We start from the raw sequence: 17,859 nt of genomic DNA, 5'->3' as shown, positions 1-17,859 counted from the left end.
GGTCGCGAGGTCGCGAGGTCGCGATGACGGACGGGAGGCGCGGTGCCAGCAGGCACCGCGCCTCCCGTCCGTCACGACCCCTGGACGACCGACTGCCAGGTGGCGAGGACACCCAGCCCGAGCCCGAAGACGAACAGCAGGATCCAGAAGGCCAGCGCGACGAGGTTCAGCAGGATCCCCCACCCGGCACGGCCGCGGGCGGCGCGTTCCCGACCGCGGGACGCGATGCCGAGGCAGAGCCCGACGACGGGGGCGACGAACGTCCAGCCCGCGAGCAGTGAGCAGATGCCGAGCACCAGGCTCGCGGTGCCGAGGCCGGTGCGCTGGGAGTCGTCCGTGATGACCATGCCCTCGACGGTACGGGCGGGGCGGACCGGTGGCGTCCCTCCAGACGGTGATCCGTGTCCGTCTCCGGGCGGACCGTCGTCCGTCGCCGGTATCGTCGTCGCATGGCACTGTTCGGACGACGCAAGCCCGACGTGCGCGACCGACCCGTCAGCCAGGTCGAACTGAAGCGCGCCGTGGACGAGGGCTTCCTCATCGCGAAGGCCGCCGTCACCGTGGCCGTGGCGAACCGCATCATCACGAACGCCCTGCGCGACCAGGGGTACTTCGACCACGCCCTCATCGCCGACGCCGCCCGTCAGGAACTGCACCGGATGGCCGAGGAGCAGCGTGCCGACGCCGAGCGGATGCGGGCGATCCGGGTCCGGTCGAGCAAGCAGGGCGGTCGCTCGCAGCACCAGCACGACTACCGCCGCGGCGACGACCTGAAGCTCCGGACGCGCGAGGCCACCTACGAGGAACTCGCCGAGCGGCTCGACGCCCGGCGTGACGACCAGTACTTCGTCGACGGCATCGTGCTGGCCGCCCGGGCCCGGGCCTGGGACGACATCGGCACCACGGTCGTCGGACGACTCGGGTGGGCGCAGCGGCCGGCCGACGACTACGAGATCGGGCGGGAGGAGCGCGTGCAACAGCTCCTCGACGAGGACTTCGCGGCCCTGGTCGCCGAGCACCCGGTGGGCACGGGCCGGCCGGTGGGCGACGACGACCCGACGGACGTGGACGGGTCGGACGACGGCACGGACCCGGCCGAGGCGGACACCACCACGAGCTGACCGGGGCCGGTACCACGTCCAGCCGCCGCTCCGTAGGCTCACCCGCATGGTTGATGCGGTGGTCGTCGGAGCCGGACCGAACGGGCTGGCCGCGGCGGTGACCCTCGCCCGCGCCGGGCTCAGCGTCGAGGTGGTCGAGCGGAACGACACCATCGGCGGTGGTGCCCGGACGAAGGAACTGACCCTCCCGGGCTACCTGCACGACGTCTGCTCGGCCGTGCACCCCATGGCGCTGCAGTCCGAGTTCTTCCGGGCCTTCGGCATGGAGCAGCGGATCGAGCTCCGCCTGCCCGAGGTGCAGTTCGGCCACCCCCTCGACGGCGGCCGGGCCGGCATCGCGTACCAGGACCTCGACCGGACCGCCGACGCCCTGGGCCTCGACGGCCGCGCCTACCGGCAGCTCATGGCCCCGCTCGTGCGGAACGCCGACCAGGTGTCCGACTTCGCCACCGACGCCCTGCTGCACGTGCCACGACACCCGGTGACCGTGGCCCGCTTCGGACTCCGTGCGCTCGAGCAGGGGACCCGCGCGTGGAACGCTCGCTTCCGCGACGAGGTCGCCCCGGCGATGATCAGCGGCGTCGCGGCGCACTCCATCCAGCACATGCCGTCGCTCGCCACGGCCGCCGCGGCACTCTCGCTCGGCGTCTACGCCCACGCCCGCGGGTGGCCGGTGCCCATCGGCGGGAGCCAGGCGATCGTCGACGCGCTCGCCGCGGACCTCGTCGCGCACGGCGGCACGATCGAGACCGGTCGCGAAGTGCACGCGCTCGGGGACCTGACCCCGGCCAAGGCGGTGTTCTTCGACACGAGCGTCCCCACCATGCTCGCCATCGCCGGGGACCAGTTGCCGACACCGAAGCGCGGGGCCCTGCGTCGGTTCCGGTTCGGCAACGCAGCGGCCAAGGTCGACTTCGCACTGTCCGAGCCGGTGCCGTGGACGAACCGGGAGCTCCGACGCGCCGGCACCGTGCACATCGGCGGCACCCGTGCCGAGATCGCCGAGGCCGAGGCGCAGGTCGCCCGCGGGCAGGACCCCGAGCGCCCGTACGTCCTCGGCTCCGAACCGACCGTCGTCGACCCGGGCCGGGCCCCGGAGGGCGGTCACGTCTTCTGGGCGTACGCGCACGTCCCGGCCGGCTCGACCGTCGACCACCAGGAATCCGTCATCCGCCAGATCGAGCGCTTCGCCCCGGGCTTCCGGGACACCATCGTGGCGACGAACAGCCGGACCGCGGCGGACATGGAGCAGTACAACCCGAACTACGCCGGCGGCGACATCGCCTCCGGTGCCGCGAGCTTCTGGCAGCTGGTCAAGCGTCCCGTGCTCTCGAGCGACCCGTGGCGGATGGGCGGCGGCATGTACCTGGCCTCGCAGTCCGCGGCTCCCGGGCCCGGGGTGCACGGGATGGCAGGCTGGCACGCGGCGAAGAGCGCCCTCCGGCACACCTACGGGCTGCCGGTGGACGTCGACCTGGCACCGAGGAGCTGACATGGCGAAGAACGTCCGGATCATCCACTGCACCCCCGAAGAGGTCTTCGACGTCCTCCGCGACGGCTGGCTCTACCCGACGTGGGTGGTCGGCGCGTCCCGGATGCGCGGCGAGGACCCGGGGTGGCCCGCGGTCGGCACGGAGATCCACCACTCGTTCGGCGTCTGGCCGTTCGTCATCAACGACACGACGACCGTCCTCGAGTACGACGAGCCACGCCACATGGTGATCCAGGCGCGGGGCTGGCCGGTCGGTGAGGCGCGTGTCGAGGTCGACGTCGAGCCGCACCCGCGCGGCTGCCGCGTGACGATCCGCGAGAACCCGGTGAAGGGCCCCGGGTCGCTCGTCCCGGGTTTCATCGCGCAGCCCGGCATCTGGTTCCGGAACCACGAGACCGCCCGCCGACTCGGCTGGGTCGCTGCGGGGCGCGCGCGCAGCCACTGACGCTGGCGAGCACCGGGACGCCCCCGTCCGCGTGCGACGCCGCGGCCTGCGCCAGACGCCGCCGGATCCGGCGGCGTCTCGGCGAGGCGACGGCGTCTCGCGGCGACGGGGGCGCCTCGCGCTACTCCTCCCGCGAGAACGCGCTCGCGCGGGCGACCTGGTCGGCCGTCAGCGCGACGCCCGTGTACCGCTCGAACTGCCGGGCGGCCTGCAGCGCGATGACCTCGGCGCCCGTGATGACGTGTGCACCGGCCTCCCGACCGGCCCGGACGAGCGGCGTCTCGGCGGGGAACGCGACGACGTCGAAGACCGTGTGCGCGGCGGTGATGCGTTCCGGCGTGAACGACAGCGTCGCCTCGTCGTCGCCGCGCATGCCGAGCGGCGTGACGTTGACGAGCAGGTCGGCGTCGCCGGCACCGTCCTCGTCCTCGTCCGCGACCCAGGCGTAGCCGTACTGGTCGGCGAGGGCACTGCCGGTCGCCTCGTTGCGGGCGACGACGGTCAGGCGCTCGAACCCGGCACCACGGAACGCCGCGGTGACGGCCTTCGCCATCCCGCCCGAGCCGCGCAGCAGGACCCGTGCGGAGCGGTCGACGCCGTGCGAGTCGAGCAACGACGCGACGGCCTCGTAGTCGGTGTTCGACGCGGTGAGGACGCCCCCGTCGTTGACGATCGTGTTGACGGAGCGGATGGCGCGGGCAGACTCCTCGAGTTCGTCGACGAGGGGGATCACGTCCTCCTTGAACGGCATCGACACCGAGCAGCCGCGGATGCCGAGCGCCCGGATCCCCGCGACGGCGCCGGGCAGGTCCGTCGTGGTGAACGCCTTGTAGACGAAGTCGAGGCCGAGTTCGTCGTAGAGGAAGTTGTGGAAGCGGGTGCCGATGTTGCTCGGACGGGCGGCGAGCGAGATGCACAGCTGCATGTCCTTGTGGAGGATGGGCATGGCGTCAGTGTCCCACGAATCCGCCGATGGAGCGGTCCACGTGGTGTCGCTCCGGGCGCGGGACAGCGTGCTGGCGTACCGTGACGCGGGATGACTGCTCTCCCTGACACCATGCGCGCCGTCCGCTTCGACGAGTGGGGCGACCGTGCGGTCCTGCACGTGGCCGAGGTCCCCGTCCCCGAGGTCGCCCCCGGGCGGGTCCTCGTGAAGGTCCGCGCCGCCGGCGTCAACCCCGGCGAGACCGCGATCCGCCAGGGCCTCGTCGACGACCACGACCCCGAACGGCTGCCGTCCGGGCAGGGCACCGACCTCGCCGGCACCGTCGCCGCGATCGGCCTCGACGTCGACGGGTTCGAGGAGGGCGACGAGGTCCTCGGGTGGTCGTGGGAGCGATCGAGCCAGGCGGAGTACGTCTCCGTCCCCGCCGGACAGCTCGTCCCGAAGCCCCGCCTGCTCTCGTGGGAGGCCGCCGGTGGCCTCGACGTGATCGCCACCACCGCCGCGGCGGCCGTCCGCGCCGTCGACCCGCGGCCCGGCGAGACCGTCGTCGTGTCCGGTGCCGCCGGGGGCGTGGGCGGGTTCGTCACGCAGCTGCTCACCAACGAGGGCGTCGACGTCATCGCGATCGCCTCCGAGGCGAACCACGAGTGGCTGCGCGAGAAGAAGGCCCGCCCGGTCGCGTACGGCGACGGCCTCGAGGACCGGATCCGCGAGCTCGCCACCAACGGCATCGACGCGCTCATCGACACGTTCGGCCCGGAGTACGTGCACCTCGGCATCACGCTCGGGATCCCCGCCGACCGCATCGAGACGGTCATCGCGTTCGACGCCGCGGCCGAGGTGGGCGCGAAGGCGTCCGGTAGCACGGACACCGCCGACCCGGAGATCCTGTCGGCACTCGCGAACATGGTCGCCGACGGGTCGATCGAGGTCCCGATCGCCGCGACCTTCCCGCTCGACGCGGTGCAGGACGCCTACGCCCAGCTCGAGGAACGCCACACCCGCGGCAAGATCGTCCTGCTCCCGTAGGGCGACGGCCGGGAGGCCCGTGCAGCCCGGGGTGGGGTTGCCCCCACCCCGGGGCGGGGTGCCGCCCGGGTGCCGCCGCGCAGCGGGACACCGTAGCGTCGGGGACATGACGAACACACTCCACCGTCCCCGCTCCGGTCGCCTGCTCGCCGGGGTCTGCGCCGGCATCGCCGACCGCTTCGGCTGGTCCCGCACCGCCGTCCGCGTGCTCTGGGTCCTGCTGAGCCTGTTCCCCGGGCCGCTCTGGATCGCCTACGTGGTGCTCTGGATCGTGATGCCGACCGAGGGGAAGCGCCGCTGACCTCCCCGGGGTCGCCCGCACGGGTCCCGGTTCCGGAGCCCTGCCGTCCCGTCCGGACGGCGTAGGCTCGTCGTCGTGCCGGTCTCCGTCTTCGAGCTGTTCAGCATCGGTGTCGGCCCGTCGAGCTCCCACACCGTGGGACCGATGCGCGCCGCCGCCGACTTCGCCGCGCGGACGGCGGACGGACCCGTCGAGTCCATCCGCGTCGACCTCTACGGCTCGCTCGCCTCGACCGGTCACGGACACGGCACGCTCGGCGCCGTCGCGGTGGGGCTCATGGGGCACCGCCCGGAGGACGTCGACCCCGACGTGATGACGGCCGCGCTCGCCGCCCTCGAGTCCACCGGACGCCTGACCCTGGCGAGCGGGACCGTCGTGCCGTTCCGGCTCGCCGACGTCGTGCTGCACCCGCTGACGATGCTGCCGCGGCATCCGAACGCGATGCGCCTCCGGACGTTCGACGCGACCGGGACCGAGACCGCCGTCCAGACGTACTACTCGATCGGCGGTGGGTTCATCGCCCGCGACGGGGACGAGGAGCCGGGCGAGGACGTCGCCGGCACCGCGATCCCGGTCGAGACGGACGCGGTGCCGTACCCGTTCTCCAGCGGAGCCGAGCTGCTGTCCGCCTGCGCGACCACGGGCCTCCCGGTCAGCGGTGTGGCGCTCGCCAACGAGACCGCGCACCGCAGCGAGGACGAGGTCCGTGCCGGGCTCCTGCGCATCCACGCCGTGATGGAGGACTGCGTCGAGCGCAGCGTCCGACGCACCGGCACGCTGCCCGGCGGGCTCGAGGTCCGCCGACGTGCGGCCGACTGGTACGAGCAGCTCACGCGTGACGACCCGGACCACGACCCGCTCTTCGCGATGGAGTGGGTGAACCTCACGGCGATGGCGGTCAACGAGGAGAACGCCTCGGGCGGCCGCGTCGTCACCGCGCCGACGAACGGTGCCGCCGGGATCATCCCCGCGGTGCTCGCCTACGCCCTGACCTACGTCGGACCGGTCGCACGCGGGTCCCGGGCGGAACGCGACGACGCCGTCGTGCGGTTCCTGCTCACCGCCGGTGCGATCGGCTCGATCTACAAGGAGCGCGCCTCCATCTCCGGCGCCGAGGTCGGCTGCCAGGGCGAGGTCGGTTCCGCGGCGTCGATGGCGGCGGCCGGGCTCGCCGAGGTCCTGGGCGGGACCCCCGAGCAGGTGGAGAACGCGGCCGAGATCGCCATGGAGCACAACCTCGGGCTGACGTGCGACCCGATCGGCGGCCTCGTGCAGATCCCCTGCATCGAGCGCAACGCCATCGCCGCGAACAAGGCCGTGAACGCCGCCCGGATGGCGCTGCGCGGCGACGGGGTGCACCACGTCTCGCTCGACCAGGTCGTCGAGACGATGCGGCAGACCGGTGCCGACATGTCGACGAAGTACAAGGAGACCGCGATGGGTGGTCTCGCGGTGAACGTCCCGCTCTGCTGAACCGCGGCCGCAGCCCCCGGAACTGGGGCTGCGGCGGTCGTGCCGCCCCGCGTTAGCGTGCAGCGTCCGTCACCGCTCGGACCGACGGTCAGGGACGGCCGTCGTCGCCGACCTCCGGGAGCGATCGCTCATGTCACCCCGCACGCCGACCCTCCTCGCCACCGCCGTCGTGGTGGCGCTCGCCGTCACCGGTACGGGGCTCCCCGCGCAGGCGCTGCCCGCCGCCACCGCTCCTGCGGCCGCCACCGCGACCACCGCTCCTGCTGCCGGCACCGCTGTGCCCGCTCCCGCGACCGGTGGCGTGCCCGCCCCGGCCGACGCCACCGTCGGCGCGACACCCGGCGACACCGCGGTCGACCTGACGCTCGTGCTCCGGCCGGTCGACCCGGCCGCCCTCACCGCGCTCCCCGGGGCGACCGCCGGGGACACCGTCGACCAGCGCGCGGACGCCGTGGCGGCGGTCGCACCGGTCGAGGACGCCCGGTCGCGCGCTCGGACCGTGCTGACCGACGCCGGTTTCACGGTGACCGACCCGGACACGTGGGAGGTCGAGGCGCACGGCACCGCAGCCCAGGCGGAGGCCCTGTTCGGCGTCGACCTGGTCGGCACCGGCGACGGCATGCACCCGACCGCCGAACCGACCCTGCCACAGTCCTTCGGCGGGAGCGTCGTCGCCGTGCTCGGGCTCGACGTGCGCCCGGCGCTGGCGCACGCGGCCGTCCCCGCCGGGTACGGCCCTGCCACCTTGGCGAGCGCGTACCGGTCCTCGGGGTCGGCCACCGCGGGCGCCGGCGCGACGGTCGCGACCGTGCAGTTCTCCGGCTGGGACCGCAACGACCTGAGTGCCTACGCCGCGGCGACCGGACGGAAGCTCCCCGCACTCGACCAGATCGCGGTCGACGGCGCCGACCCGCACCGGGGCGACGGGTACCAGGGCGAGACCGAGGTCGCGCTCGACCAGCAGGCGCTGCTCGCCGTCGCGCCGGGTGCCCGTCAGCGGGTGTACGTCACGCCGAACTCGTTCCAGGGCAGCTACGACGCCTACAGCCGCATCGCCGACGACGTCCGCACCGCCGGCATCACCGCGGTCAGCATCTCGTGGGGCAGCTGTGAGACGCAGACCCCGGCCGGGGCACGGGCGGCGCTCGACGCGGCGCTGTCGCGGATCGTCGCAGCCGGCGCCACGGTCTTCGCCGCCACCGGTGACGACGGCGCCCGTTGCCCGACCGGCCCGAGGACGACCATCCGCGACGTCTCGTACCCGGCGTCCTCGCCGGCGGTCGTGGCCGTGGGCGGCACGTCGCTCAGCAAGACGAAGGCCGGGTGGACCGAGTCCGGGTGGTCGAACTCCCTCGGCGCGGGCGGCGGTGGCACGTCGTCGGCCTACGCCCGGCCCGCGTGGCAGACCGGCACCGGCATCACCGGCACGCTGCGCATGCTGCCCGACGTCGCCGCGCTCGCCGACCCGGCGAAGGGTCCGGCGGTGTACATGTCGACGGCGCACGGCTTCGTGCTCGGCGGCGGCACGAGCCTGGCGTCCCCGGTGCTGGCCGGACAGCTCGCCGTCGCGTTGACCGCACGTGGGTGCGCCGTCGGCGTGGGCGACGTGCACCAGGCGCTGTACGCGAACCCGACCGCGTTCCGGGACGTCGTCACCGGCAGCAACGGCACCGCGCCCGCTACCCGGGGCTGGGACGCGGCGACCGGGCTCGGCTCGCCGAAGTGGTCCGCCCTCGGACGGCTCCTCCCGACCGCGGCAGACTGCACGCGGCCGACCACCACCGCGGCCGCGGCGGGAGCGGGCGCGACGGCCGTGACCTCGGGGACCCGGACCGTGCCGTCCGGGACGTCGATCCACTCGCCGAACGGCCAGTACTGGCTCGACGTGCAGGCGGACGGCTCGCTGGTCGAGTGGGGCAACGGCCGCCGGCTCTGGCAGAGCAGCGGGCGTGCCGCGGGTGCCGGTCTGCGGCTCGGCACCACCGGGCGGCTCGCCGTCGTGGCGCCGTCCGGTGCGGTCCTCTGGTCCACGTCCGCACGGACCGCCTCGGGCGGCGCACGTCTGACGGTGACCGACGCCGGCGACGTCCGCGTGACCGCACGGGACGGTGCCGTGCTGTGGCACAACCGGGCCCCCGGTGCCGACCGGCTCGTCCCCGGGGCCACGCTCGTCCCGGGTCAGTCGCTGCGGGACGCCTCCGGCGGCCGGCGGCTCACCATGCGCTTCGACGGGGACCTGGTGATCGGCTCCGGCAGCCGGGTGCTGTCCCGGAGGTCCGGCGGTGGCGCGGGGGCGTCCCTCCTGCTGCTGCCGAGCGGCGACCTGGTGCTCGCGGCTCCGCTCGGCCAGACGCGGTGGTCCACCGGCACGGCCGAGCGCGGGGGAGCCGGCATGGTCCTGCGGATGCAGTCGGACGGCAACCTGGTGCTCCGGAAGGGCACGACGGTGGTCTGGGCGAGCCGCACCCGGGGTTGAGCGGACCGGACCGCTCGACGTGCTCCGCGTGACCGACGGCGGGTCCGCCGGTGGTGCTCGTCCGGCTCAGCCGGCCAGGAGCGTGAGCAGCCGGGCGGTCTCGGCGGCGACGGCGTCCCGACCCGCGGCCACGTAGCGGCGCGGGTCGACGAGGTCCGGCCGGTCGTCGAGGACGTCCCGCAGCGCCCGGGTGAACAGGCCGTTCAGGTGCGTGGAGATGTTGATCTTCGTCATGCCCGCGTGGACGGCACCGCGGAGCTCGTCATCGGACAGGCCCGACGAGCCGTGCAGGACGAGCGGCACCGGGACGGAGGCCCGCAGCCGGCCGACCAGGTCCCGGTCGACGGACGCTTCACGGGTCTGCATCGCGTGGGAGGTGCCGACGGCCACCGCCAGGGCGTCGACACCGGTCGCCGCGACGAACGCGGCGGCGTCGTCCGGGTCGGTCCGGACCCCGGGTGCGTGGACACCGTCCTTGCCACCGACCTCGCCGAGTTCGGCCTCGATCGCGATCCCGGCGGTGTGGCACGCGTCGGCGAGCTCCCGGGTCGCGGCGAGGTTGGCGTCGTAGTCGAGGTGCGAGCCGTCGTACATGACCGAGTCGACGCCGAGGTCGATGCCGGCGTGGACGAGTGCGCGGTCCTCGACGTGGTCGAGGTGCACCAGGACCGCCACGTCGGCGGATCGTGCGATCGCCTGGGTCGCGGTGACGATCGGCGTCACCCCACCGTGGTAGCGGATGCAGTTCTCGCTGATCTGCAGGACGACCGGCAGTCCGGCCTGCTCGGCACCGGCCACGATGGCCTCGGCGTGCTCGAGGAGGACGACGTTGAAGGCGCCGACGCCCCGGCGGGCGGTGCGGGCGGTGTCGAGGAGGCCGGTCAGGGCGAGGCCGGTGGTCATGTGGTGCTCCCGGTTCGGTCGAGCTGGGTCAGGAATCGGTCGACGGCGTCGAGGTCGACCTCGCCCGCGACGGGACGCAGGACCGCGGCAGCGCCGTACGCCGCGGCGGAACGCAGGGCGTGGCGGACGACGTCGTGCCCGAGGGGGTCGTGCCCGAGGAGGTCGTGCCCGAGGAGGTCCGACCGCTGGGCGCCCGACGTGGTGCGGCTGCCGGATGCGGTGAGGGCGAGGACGAGCCCCGCCGTCGCGGCGTCGCCCGCGCCGGTCGGGTTGCCGTGGACGTCGGGGACGGCCGGGACGGTGACGACTCCGGCAAGCGTGTGCGCACTGATGCCCGCGGCACCCGCGGAGACGACGACCATCCCGGCTCCGCGTGCGAGCAGGTCGAGGGCGCCGGTCCGTTCGTCCCGGGCGCCGGTGGCGTCGAGGAGCTCGTCGCGGTTCGGCTTGCAGATCGACGCCCCGGCGGACGCGGCCTCGAGCAGCGCCGGACCCGACAGGTCGGCCACGACGAGCACCCCGGCGTCGACCGCGTCGCGCACCCAGGCGCGCACCACGTCGGGGTCGGTGCCGCGCGGGAGGGACCCGGACACGACGAACGCGGACGCCGTGGCCCAGCTGTGGCGGAGTGCGACGCCCACCGCGGCCCATTCGTCCGCGGTCACCGAGGGTCCGGGTTCGCCGTACATCGTCGGGTGCACGAGGTCGTCGACGACCGTGACCGTGGTGCGCGTGTCCCCGGCGACCGGCACCGCGGTGACCGCGAGTCCGTCGCGCTGCAGGGCCGCGGCGGTCCAGGCGCCGGTGGTCCCGCCGAGCGGCAGGACCGATGTCGTCGCCACGCCGGCGGCGTCGAGCACCCGCGCCACGTTGACGCCCTTCCCGCCCGGTCGGCGGTCGACGTCGAGCACGCGCTGGGTGACGCCCACGGACTGTTCGGCGACGCGGTAGGTCACGTCGACCGCCGGGTTCGGGGTGAGGACGACGATCACGCGGGGACCTCCAGGACGACGGGACGGCCGGCGGGGTCGATGACGACCAGGTCGGCCGCAGCACCGACGGTGAGTGGTGGACGCAGGCCGAGCACGGCGGACGCCCGGACGGACGAGGCGACCACGGCCTCCCGGACGTGGCCGGGACGGTCGCTGTCGGGACGAGCGGCGAGGACCCGGGCGACGGCGTCGCCGACGGTGATGGTGCTGCCGGCCAGCGAGGACCGGTCGGCGAGCATCGCGACACCGCCCTCGACGACCACGGCGGACCCGGCGATCCGGTACGCCCCGTCCGCGCAGCCGGTGGCGGCCATCGCGTCCGAGACGAAGACCATGCGGTCACCGGCGGCGCGGCGGACCAGGTCGACGGCGACCGGGTCCAGGTGGTGGCCGTCGACGATGCACTCCACGGTCAGCCGCTCGTCCGCCAGGGCGACCCCGACCGGACCGGGCTCACGGTGGTGCAGCGGGGGCATGCCGTTGAAGAGGTGGGTGACCAGGGTCGCGCCGGCGTCGGCCGCTCGCTGCACCTGCTCCGTGTCGGCGTCGGTGTGCCCGATCGCGGCGACGACCCCGGCGTCGACCAGGCGGCGGATCGCGTCGATCGCGCCGGGGAGTTCGGGTGCGAGCGTGACGACCCGGAGGGCCGCGCCGCCGGCGTCGACCAGGAGGTCGACCTCGCCGGCGGTCGGCGCGTGCAGCAGGGACACCGCGTGCGCGCCGCGTCGAGCGGGCGACAGCCACGGCCCCTCCAGGTGCAGCCCGGCGAGGGTCCCGTCGGCGACGAGCGGTCGGAGGCGGCGGAGCGCGGCGACCGTGTCCGGGACGGTCCCGGTCGCGATCGAGGCGACGAGGTGCGCGGTCCCGAGTCCGGCGTGGTGCGCGGCGGCGGCGCGGGCCTCGTCGGCCGAGCACGAGGCGAAGTCGTGGCCGAGGGCGCCGTGCGCATGGAGGTCGACGAACCCCGGGACGACGGTGCCGGGTGCCTCGAGCACGCGGTCGGACGTCGGCGCCGGGCCGCTCCCGACCGCGGTGACACGACCCCCCGTCACCGCGATCCAGCCGTCGACCAGGTCGGCCTCGGCGGTGACCACCCGTGGGGCGCGGACGAGCGTCGTCACGCCGACACCGCCGTGGGCCCGTCGTCGTGCTGCTGCGGGCGGTCGTCGTCCCGCCGGTGGCGGGTCGGCAGGTCTCGTTCCAGCAGCTCCTCGGCGAGGAGGCCCGCACCGATCGCGCCGGCTGCGTCGCCGTGCCGTGCACCGACGACGGCCGGGACCCTGACGCCCGCCAACCGGTCCGTCAGCGCCGCGGTGAGCGGGTCGAGCAGGAGTGGGCCGGACTGCGCGAGTCCACCGCCGATGACCAGCGTGTGACAGCCCGCGACGGCCGTCAGCCAGGCCAGCGCGTCCGTGAGCACGTCGACGCAGTCGTCCCACACCTGCCGGGCACGGAGCTCGCCGTCGCGCACGCGGAGCATCGCCGCGTGCGCGGTCGGTACGCCGCACCGGCGGGCGACGGCACCGGCCGAGGCGACCTCCTCGACCCGGAGGCCGGCGAGCGGCCCGTGGGGGATGCGGACCTGGCCGATCTCGCCGGCCCAGCCGTCACCGCTGACGACCCGGCCGTCGACGACCAGGGCGCTCGCGAGCCCGGTGCCGACCGGGACGAACGCGACCGTGCCGCGGTCGAGTCCCCCGGCCCGCACCTCCGCGAGTGCCCCGGCGCGGACGTCGTGGCCGAACGCGAGCGGGACGTCGGTGCCCGACGCCCGGAGCGCCGCGGCCACCCGCTGGCGCACGGGCACGTCCTGCCAGCCGAGGTTCACCGACAGCACCGAGCGGCCGGCGGCCTCGTCGACCACTCCGGGGACGACCAGGCCGACGGCGCCGAGGCCCGTGCCGTGCTGACGGGCGACCGAGCCGGCGCGCACGGCGAGCTCGGCCACGACGACGGCGAGGGCGTCGGCAGCGGGGTCGTCGCGGGGAGTCGGGACACGCTGCTCGTCGAGCACCAGTCCGTCGTCCGCGGTCAGTCGGGCCTTGATGCCCGTGCCGCCGACGTCGACTCCGAGCACCGCCCCGCGCGCGGCCATCAGGTGAGGATGACCGAACGGGTCAGCGATCGCGGGTGGTCCGGGTCGAGCCCGCGGCGCTCCGCGAGGGCGACGGCGAACCGGTGGACGACGACGAGTCCGGCGAGCGGGTCGAGGTCGTGGTGCACGAGGCGGGCACCGGTGGCGGCGACCTCGTCGGCGAGACCGTCCGGCACGGCGCCGAGGGACCAGACCAGGCGACCGGGCTGCGCGATCGCGATCGGGCCGTGGCGGTAGTCCATCGCCGGGTACGACTCGGCCCAGAACTGTGCGGCCTCACGCGTCTTCAGGGCGGCCTCGGACGTCAGGCCCACCGCGGCGCCACGGCCGACGAACGTCACCTGCTCGGCGTCGAGCAGGTCGTCGATCGGCAGGGTGAGCGCGGTCTCGGCCTGGTCGGCGAGGCCCTCGACGTCGTCGCCGAGGGAGGCGCGGAGCAGCGCGAGCGCCGTGGTCGCGAAGCGGGTCTGCACCACGGAGCGCTCGTCGGCGAACGGCAGCGCGACGACGGCGTCCGCGTCCGCCGCAGCGGGGCTGTCCGGTACGGCTGTGATCAGCACGGTGCGCTGCTCCGGCAGGGCACGCAGCAGGTCGATGATCTCGGTGGTCGTGCCCGAGCGCGAGATGGTGACGACGCGGTCGTACTGCCGGTCGACGGGGTACTCGGAGCCGGCGAACGCGTCGGTCTGTCCGAGGCCCGCTGATTCGCGGGCGACGGCGTAGCTCATCGCGATGAACCAGCTCGTGCCGCAGCCGATGACGGCGACGCGCTCACCCGGCTGGGGCAGGACGTCGATGAACGAGGGCAGCAGGGCCGCGGCGGAGCGCCAGGAGTCCGGCTGCGATGCCAGCTCGGCGCCCACGAAGGTGTCGGACATGGTGTCCTTCCGGTCGGACCGATCCGTGTGATCGGATACCGGCCAGCATGACGATCGATCGTGCTCGATGCAAGTGCAAAACGTCATTTCCGATCACGCGACCGGTGGAGACGCGCCCGTAGGATGACGCCATGACCCCGCAGCAGAGGCTCAACGCCCTCCTCGAGCTGGTGAGTGACCGTGGCAACGTCTCGATCACCGAGATCGGGGACGAGCTCGGGATCTCCGCCGCGACCGCCCGCCGCGACCTCGCCACGCTCGCCGACCAGCGCCTCGTCACCCGGACCCACGGGGGCGCCGCTGCCCTCGGCGCCGGGTACGAGCTCCCGCTGCAGTACAAGATCGCCCGCCAGGCCGAGGCGAAGACGGCGATCGCCCGGGCGACCGCAGCCCTCGTGGCTCCCGGCGACACGGTCGGGCTGAACGGCGGGACCACGACGACCGAGGTGGCGCGGGAACTGGGCAAGAGCGAGCGCTTCATCCGCGCCGACGGCGAGTACGGCATCACGATCGTCACCAACGCCCTGAACATCGGGTACGAGCTGTCGGTCCGCGCCAACGTCAAGATCGTCGTGACCGGTGGGGTCGCCCGTCGGCAGTCCTACGAGCTGATCGGGCCGCTGGTCCGGGACACGCTCGACGAGTTCGCGCTGGACGTGGTCGTGCTCGGCGTGGACGGGCTGACGGGGCAGTACGGCGCCACGACCATGCACGAGGGGGAGGCCGAGGTCAGCCGGCACTTCGCCTCGGTGGGTCGTCGGGTGATCGTGGTCGCCGACTCGACGAAGATCGAGCGGTCCACCTTCGCCCGCATCTGCCCGCTCGACCGCATCGACGTCCTGGTCACGGACCGTGGCGTCCCGGCGTCGTTCGCCACGGACCTGGCAGCCGCCGGCACGGAGCTCGTGGTCGCGGACTGACCCGCCGACCCGTCCCGCGCCTCCGGACGGAGGGCGGGAACGTTACCGGCGTGTAAAACCCCCGCATCGCGCTTCCGTGAGCGATCCATGAGCGCATATTGTGCATTCATGATCGATTTGGCATCATGGCCGTCACAATCACGCAAGGGAGCGAGATGAGCACCACGAGCACCCGCACACTCCGAGTCGGCGTGGTCGGCATCGGCCAGCGGTCGTACATCGCGGACCACGTGGCCGCCGCCGGGCTCGACGCCGACGGGGTCGACGCCCGGATCGTGGCCGCCGCCGACGTCACCGAAGCCGGCCGGCAGCGCGCTGCCGAGGCCTGGCCGGACGCCACCGTCGTGGACGGACACCGCGCACTGATCGGGACCGACGGTGCCCCGAACGCCGTCGACGCCGCGATCGTCACCACCCCGGACTGGACCCACGCCGAGATCGCGATCGACCTGCTCCGGGCCGGCATCGCCGTCTACCTCGAGAAGCCCCTCGCCATCACGGTCGAGGACGCCGACGCCGTCCTCGACACCGCCGCCGAGACCGGCACCCCGCTCTACGTCGGCCACAACTTCCGGCACGCGGCCGTGGTGCGCCTGATGCTCGACGTGATCGCACGCGGTGAGATCGGCGAGGTCAAGGCCGTCTGGGTCCGCCACTTCGTCGGCAACGGCGGCGACTACTACTTCAAGGACTGGCACGCCGACCGCAGCCGGGTGAACTCGCTCCTGCTGCAGAAGGCCAGCCACGACCTCGACGTCGTGCACGCGCTCGCCGGCGCCTACACCAGCCGGGTCGTCGGCATGGGGTCACTCTCCGTCTACGGGGACGTCACCGACCGCCGGGACCGCAGCGGCGAACTCATGACCGACTGGTTCTCGTTCGACAACTGGCCGCCCGCCGAGCAGACCGGCCTGAACCCCGTCGTCGACGTCGAGGACGTGTCGATGGTCATGATGACGCTCGACAACGGCGTCCAGGCCAGCTACGAGCAGTGCCACTTCACGCCCGACTACTGGCGGAACTACACGGTCATCGGCACCCATGGGCGCCTCGAGAACATCGGCGACACCGGCGGCGGCGTGGTCAAGGTGTGGAACCACCGCCGGAACTGGGACGTGGCCGGGGACGTCGAGTACCCGATCGACGGCGTCGAGGACGGCCACGCCGACGCCGACCTGCTCACCGTGACCGAGTTCCTCCGTTCCCTGGCGTTCGGCGAGCCGACCACCCTGTCCCCGATCGCGGCGCGCGCCGCCGTCGCCGCCGGGGCACTCGCCACCCGCTCGCTCCGCAACGGCTCCGTCCCCATCGACGTGCCGCCCCTCCCCGACGCAACCCTCCGACACTTCGCGACCGCTCCCGACCGCGACGACGTCCCCGAAAGGACCACCCGATGACCGCTCCAACCGCCCGTCCGGGCCGCGGCCGCCGCCGCGCACTGCTCGGTCTCGCTGCCGCCGTCAGCGCCGTCGCGCTCCTCGCCGGATGCAGCAGCCAGTCCTCCGCCGGGTCCTCGGACTCCGGCTCCGGTGAGGTCGCGAAGGACACGAAGGCGAACCTGACGTACGCCGTCTGGGACCAGAACCAGGTGAAGGCCATCAAGGCGAACATCAAGGGGTTCAACGAGGAGTACCCCGACATCACGGTGAACGTCGACGTCACGCCGTACGCCAGCTACTTCACGAAGCTGCAGACGCAGGGCTCGAGCAACACGCTCCCCGACCTCTTCTGGATGAACGGCCCGAACTTCCAGCTGTACGCAGCGAACGGCAAGCTGGCCCCGATCACCGGCGAGGTGAAGTCCGGCGCGATCGACCCGGAGAACTACTCGCCAGCGCTCAACAAGCTCTACACGTACGACGGCACCCAGTACGGCGTCCCGAAGGACTTCGACACCATCGGCGTCTGGATGAACAAGGCCCTGTTCGAGAAGGCCGGCGTGGCCATGCCGTCGAAGGACTGGACCTGGGACGACTTCCAGGAGACCGGTACCGAGCTCTCCGAGAAGCTGAAGTCGGACGGTGCGTACGGCGCCGCCGCGGGCATGGACGGGCAGACCACCTACTACGACACGATCTTCCAGGCCGGTGGCTCGGTCATCGACGGCGACGAGTCGGGGTACGACTCGAAGGCCACGCAGGAGGGCATCGGTTTCTGGACCGACCTGATCGCGTCCGGGGCCTCGCCCTCGATCAAGCAGCTGACCGACACCACGGCCGACCAGTGGTTCACCTCCGGCAAGGTCGCGATGTACCAGGGCGGCAGCTGGTTCCGCTCCGCGCTCATCGGATCCGACCTCGAGAAGGACGTCGTCGCCTACCCGCTGCCCAAGGGCAAGGAGCAGGCGACCGTCATCCACGGCGTCTCGAACGTCGTCGCGGAGGGCTCGAAGGAGAAAGCCGCCGCGCAGGCACTCCAGGCCTACCTGGCCAGCAAGCCCGCCCAGCAGCAGCAGGGCGACATGGGCGCCGTCATCCCCGCCTACACCGGCACGCAGGACGCCTTCACGAAGACCATGCCCGATGCCGACCTGCAGGTCTTCCTCGACGCGGTCGACTACGCCAAGCCGCTGCCGGTGTCGAAGAACACCGCCGCGTGGAACACCCTCGAGACGAACCTGCTGCCGAGTGCGTTCGACGGTTCCGAGCCCGTCGACCAGGTGACGAAGGAACTCGCCCAGAAGATGGACGCGGCACTCGCCAAGGAGTGACGACGAGCCGGTCGGTCGGGCCCCACGCCCGACCGGCCGGCACCCACACGTCCGCACCACCCGCAGCACCCAGCACCA

Annotated in this window: 17 protein-coding genes; 10 read left to right on the top strand and 7 right to left on the bottom strand. The window is 73.5% G+C overall.

The genetic code is table 11. The features are described 5' to 3' along the window. Positions 1-71 precede the first annotated feature (71 nt). Positions 72-347, bottom strand: coding sequence for a hypothetical protein (locus DEI84_RS01100; RefSeq protein WP_110889352.1), 276 nt, complete (start codon positions 345-347; stop codon positions 72-74). 102 nt (positions 348-449) lie between these two features. Between DEI84_RS01100 and DEI84_RS01095 the strand changes: the two genes are divergently transcribed. Genes DEI84_RS01095 through DEI84_RS01085 form a run of 3 tightly spaced genes read left to right on the top strand, consistent with a single transcriptional unit; the run spans position 450 to position 3,058 of the window. Next, on the top strand, positions 450-1,121 hold the full coding sequence (locus DEI84_RS01095; protein ID WP_110824350.1) for a hypothetical protein: 672 nt from the start codon (positions 450-452) through the stop codon (positions 1,119-1,121). A 46-nt stretch (positions 1,122-1,167) separates the two neighbouring features. Continuing rightward, positions 1,168-2,613 (top strand): NAD(P)/FAD-dependent oxidoreductase, encoded by a 1,446-nt coding sequence (locus tag DEI84_RS01090; RefSeq protein WP_110889351.1) that lies wholly within the window; start codon positions 1,168-1,170, stop codon positions 2,611-2,613. A gap of 1 nt (position 2,614) precedes the next feature. Continuing rightward, a complete protein-coding gene (locus DEI84_RS01085) occupies positions 2,615-3,058 on the top strand; it encodes an SRPBCC family protein (RefSeq protein ID WP_110824348.1) in 444 nt (147 codons plus the stop codon). A 121-nt stretch (positions 3,059-3,179) separates the two neighbouring features. Here the strand turns inward: DEI84_RS01085 and DEI84_RS01080 are convergent, their stop codons facing one another. Continuing rightward, the gene (locus DEI84_RS01080; RefSeq protein WP_110889350.1) at positions 3,180-4,004 is read right to left on the bottom strand and encodes a shikimate 5-dehydrogenase; all 825 of its coding nucleotides are present in this window, start codon (positions 4,002-4,004) and stop codon (positions 3,180-3,182) included. A gap of 90 nt (positions 4,005-4,094) precedes the next feature. Here DEI84_RS01080 and DEI84_RS01075 point away from each other — a divergent pair, with 90 nt between their 5' ends. The 4 genes from DEI84_RS01075 (at position 4,095) to DEI84_RS01060 (ending at position 9,283) form a co-directional block, all read left to right on the top strand. Continuing rightward, positions 4,095-5,033, top strand: a complete 939-nt coding sequence (locus tag DEI84_RS01075; RefSeq protein ID WP_110889349.1) for an NADP-dependent oxidoreductase — start codon at positions 4,095-4,097, stop codon at positions 5,031-5,033. Between the two features lie 106 nt (positions 5,034-5,139). Next, on the top strand, positions 5,140-5,334 hold the full coding sequence (locus tag DEI84_RS01070; RefSeq protein WP_110824345.1) for a PspC domain-containing protein: 195 nt from the start codon (positions 5,140-5,142) through the stop codon (positions 5,332-5,334). 75 nt (positions 5,335-5,409) lie between these two features. Further along, on the top strand, positions 5,410-6,807 hold the full coding sequence (locus DEI84_RS01065) for an L-serine ammonia-lyase (protein WP_110889348.1): 1,398 nt from the start codon (positions 5,410-5,412) through the stop codon (positions 6,805-6,807). Between the two features lie 130 nt (positions 6,808-6,937). Next, complete coding sequence (locus DEI84_RS01060; protein WP_110889347.1) at positions 6,938-9,283, top strand: S8 family serine peptidase; 2,346 nt, start codon at positions 6,938-6,940, stop codon at positions 9,281-9,283. A 66-nt stretch (positions 9,284-9,349) separates the two neighbouring features. Here the strand turns inward: DEI84_RS01060 and DEI84_RS01055 are convergent, their stop codons facing one another. Genes DEI84_RS01055 through DEI84_RS01035 form a run of 5 tightly spaced genes read right to left on the bottom strand, consistent with a single transcriptional unit; the run spans position 9,350 to position 14,151 of the window. After that, complete coding sequence (locus DEI84_RS01055) at positions 9,350-10,186, bottom strand: class II fructose-bisphosphate aldolase (protein WP_110889346.1); 837 nt, start codon at positions 10,184-10,186, stop codon at positions 9,350-9,352. Next, on the bottom strand, positions 10,183-11,178 hold the full coding sequence (locus tag DEI84_RS01050; protein ID WP_110889345.1) for a 1-phosphofructokinase family hexose kinase: 996 nt from the start codon (positions 11,176-11,178) through the stop codon (positions 10,183-10,185). The genes DEI84_RS01055 and DEI84_RS01050 overlap by 4 nt, the downstream gene beginning before the upstream one ends. Beyond that, the gene (locus DEI84_RS01045; RefSeq protein WP_110889344.1) at positions 11,175-12,299 is read right to left on the bottom strand and encodes an N-acetylglucosamine-6-phosphate deacetylase; all 1,125 of its coding nucleotides are present in this window, start codon (positions 12,297-12,299) and stop codon (positions 11,175-11,177) included. The genes DEI84_RS01050 and DEI84_RS01045 overlap by 4 nt, the downstream gene beginning before the upstream one ends. Beyond that, a complete protein-coding gene (locus tag DEI84_RS01040) occupies positions 12,296-13,273 on the bottom strand; it encodes an ROK family protein (protein WP_110889343.1) in 978 nt (325 codons plus the stop codon). Before DEI84_RS01040 ends, DEI84_RS01045 begins: the two co-directional genes overlap by 4 nt. Beyond that, positions 13,273-14,151 carry an SIS domain-containing protein gene (locus tag DEI84_RS01035; RefSeq protein ID WP_110889342.1) on the bottom strand — a complete coding sequence of 293 codons (879 nt, stop codon included), beginning with the start codon at positions 14,149-14,151 and terminating at the stop codon, positions 13,273-13,275. The genes DEI84_RS01040 and DEI84_RS01035 overlap by 1 nt, the downstream gene beginning before the upstream one ends. A gap of 131 nt (positions 14,152-14,282) precedes the next feature. On the opposite strand from DEI84_RS01035, the gene DEI84_RS01030 reads away from it, so the two are divergent. From DEI84_RS01030 to DEI84_RS01020, 3 genes are all read left to right on the top strand, one after another. Beyond that, positions 14,283-15,071: a DeoR/GlpR family DNA-binding transcription regulator gene (locus DEI84_RS01030; protein WP_110824337.1), complete on the top strand. Its 789-nt coding sequence runs from the start codon at positions 14,283-14,285 to the stop codon at positions 15,069-15,071. 155 nt (positions 15,072-15,226) lie between these two features. Next, a complete protein-coding gene (locus DEI84_RS01025; RefSeq protein ID WP_110889341.1) occupies positions 15,227-16,468 on the top strand; it encodes a Gfo/Idh/MocA family protein in 1,242 nt (413 codons plus the stop codon). Then, positions 16,465-17,781, top strand: coding sequence for a sugar ABC transporter substrate-binding protein (locus tag DEI84_RS01020; protein WP_110889340.1), 1,317 nt, complete (start codon positions 16,465-16,467; stop codon positions 17,779-17,781). The genes DEI84_RS01025 and DEI84_RS01020 overlap by 4 nt, the downstream gene beginning before the upstream one ends. Positions 17,782-17,859: the final 78 nt, after the last annotated feature.

Source organism: Curtobacterium sp. MCBD17_023 (genome assembly GCF_003224415.1).
Classification (GTDB): domain Bacteria; phylum Actinomycetota; class Actinomycetes; order Actinomycetales; family Microbacteriaceae; genus Curtobacterium.
Note: the sequence above shows the minus strand (reverse complement) of the source record. Positions and strands in the feature narration are given on the sequence as shown.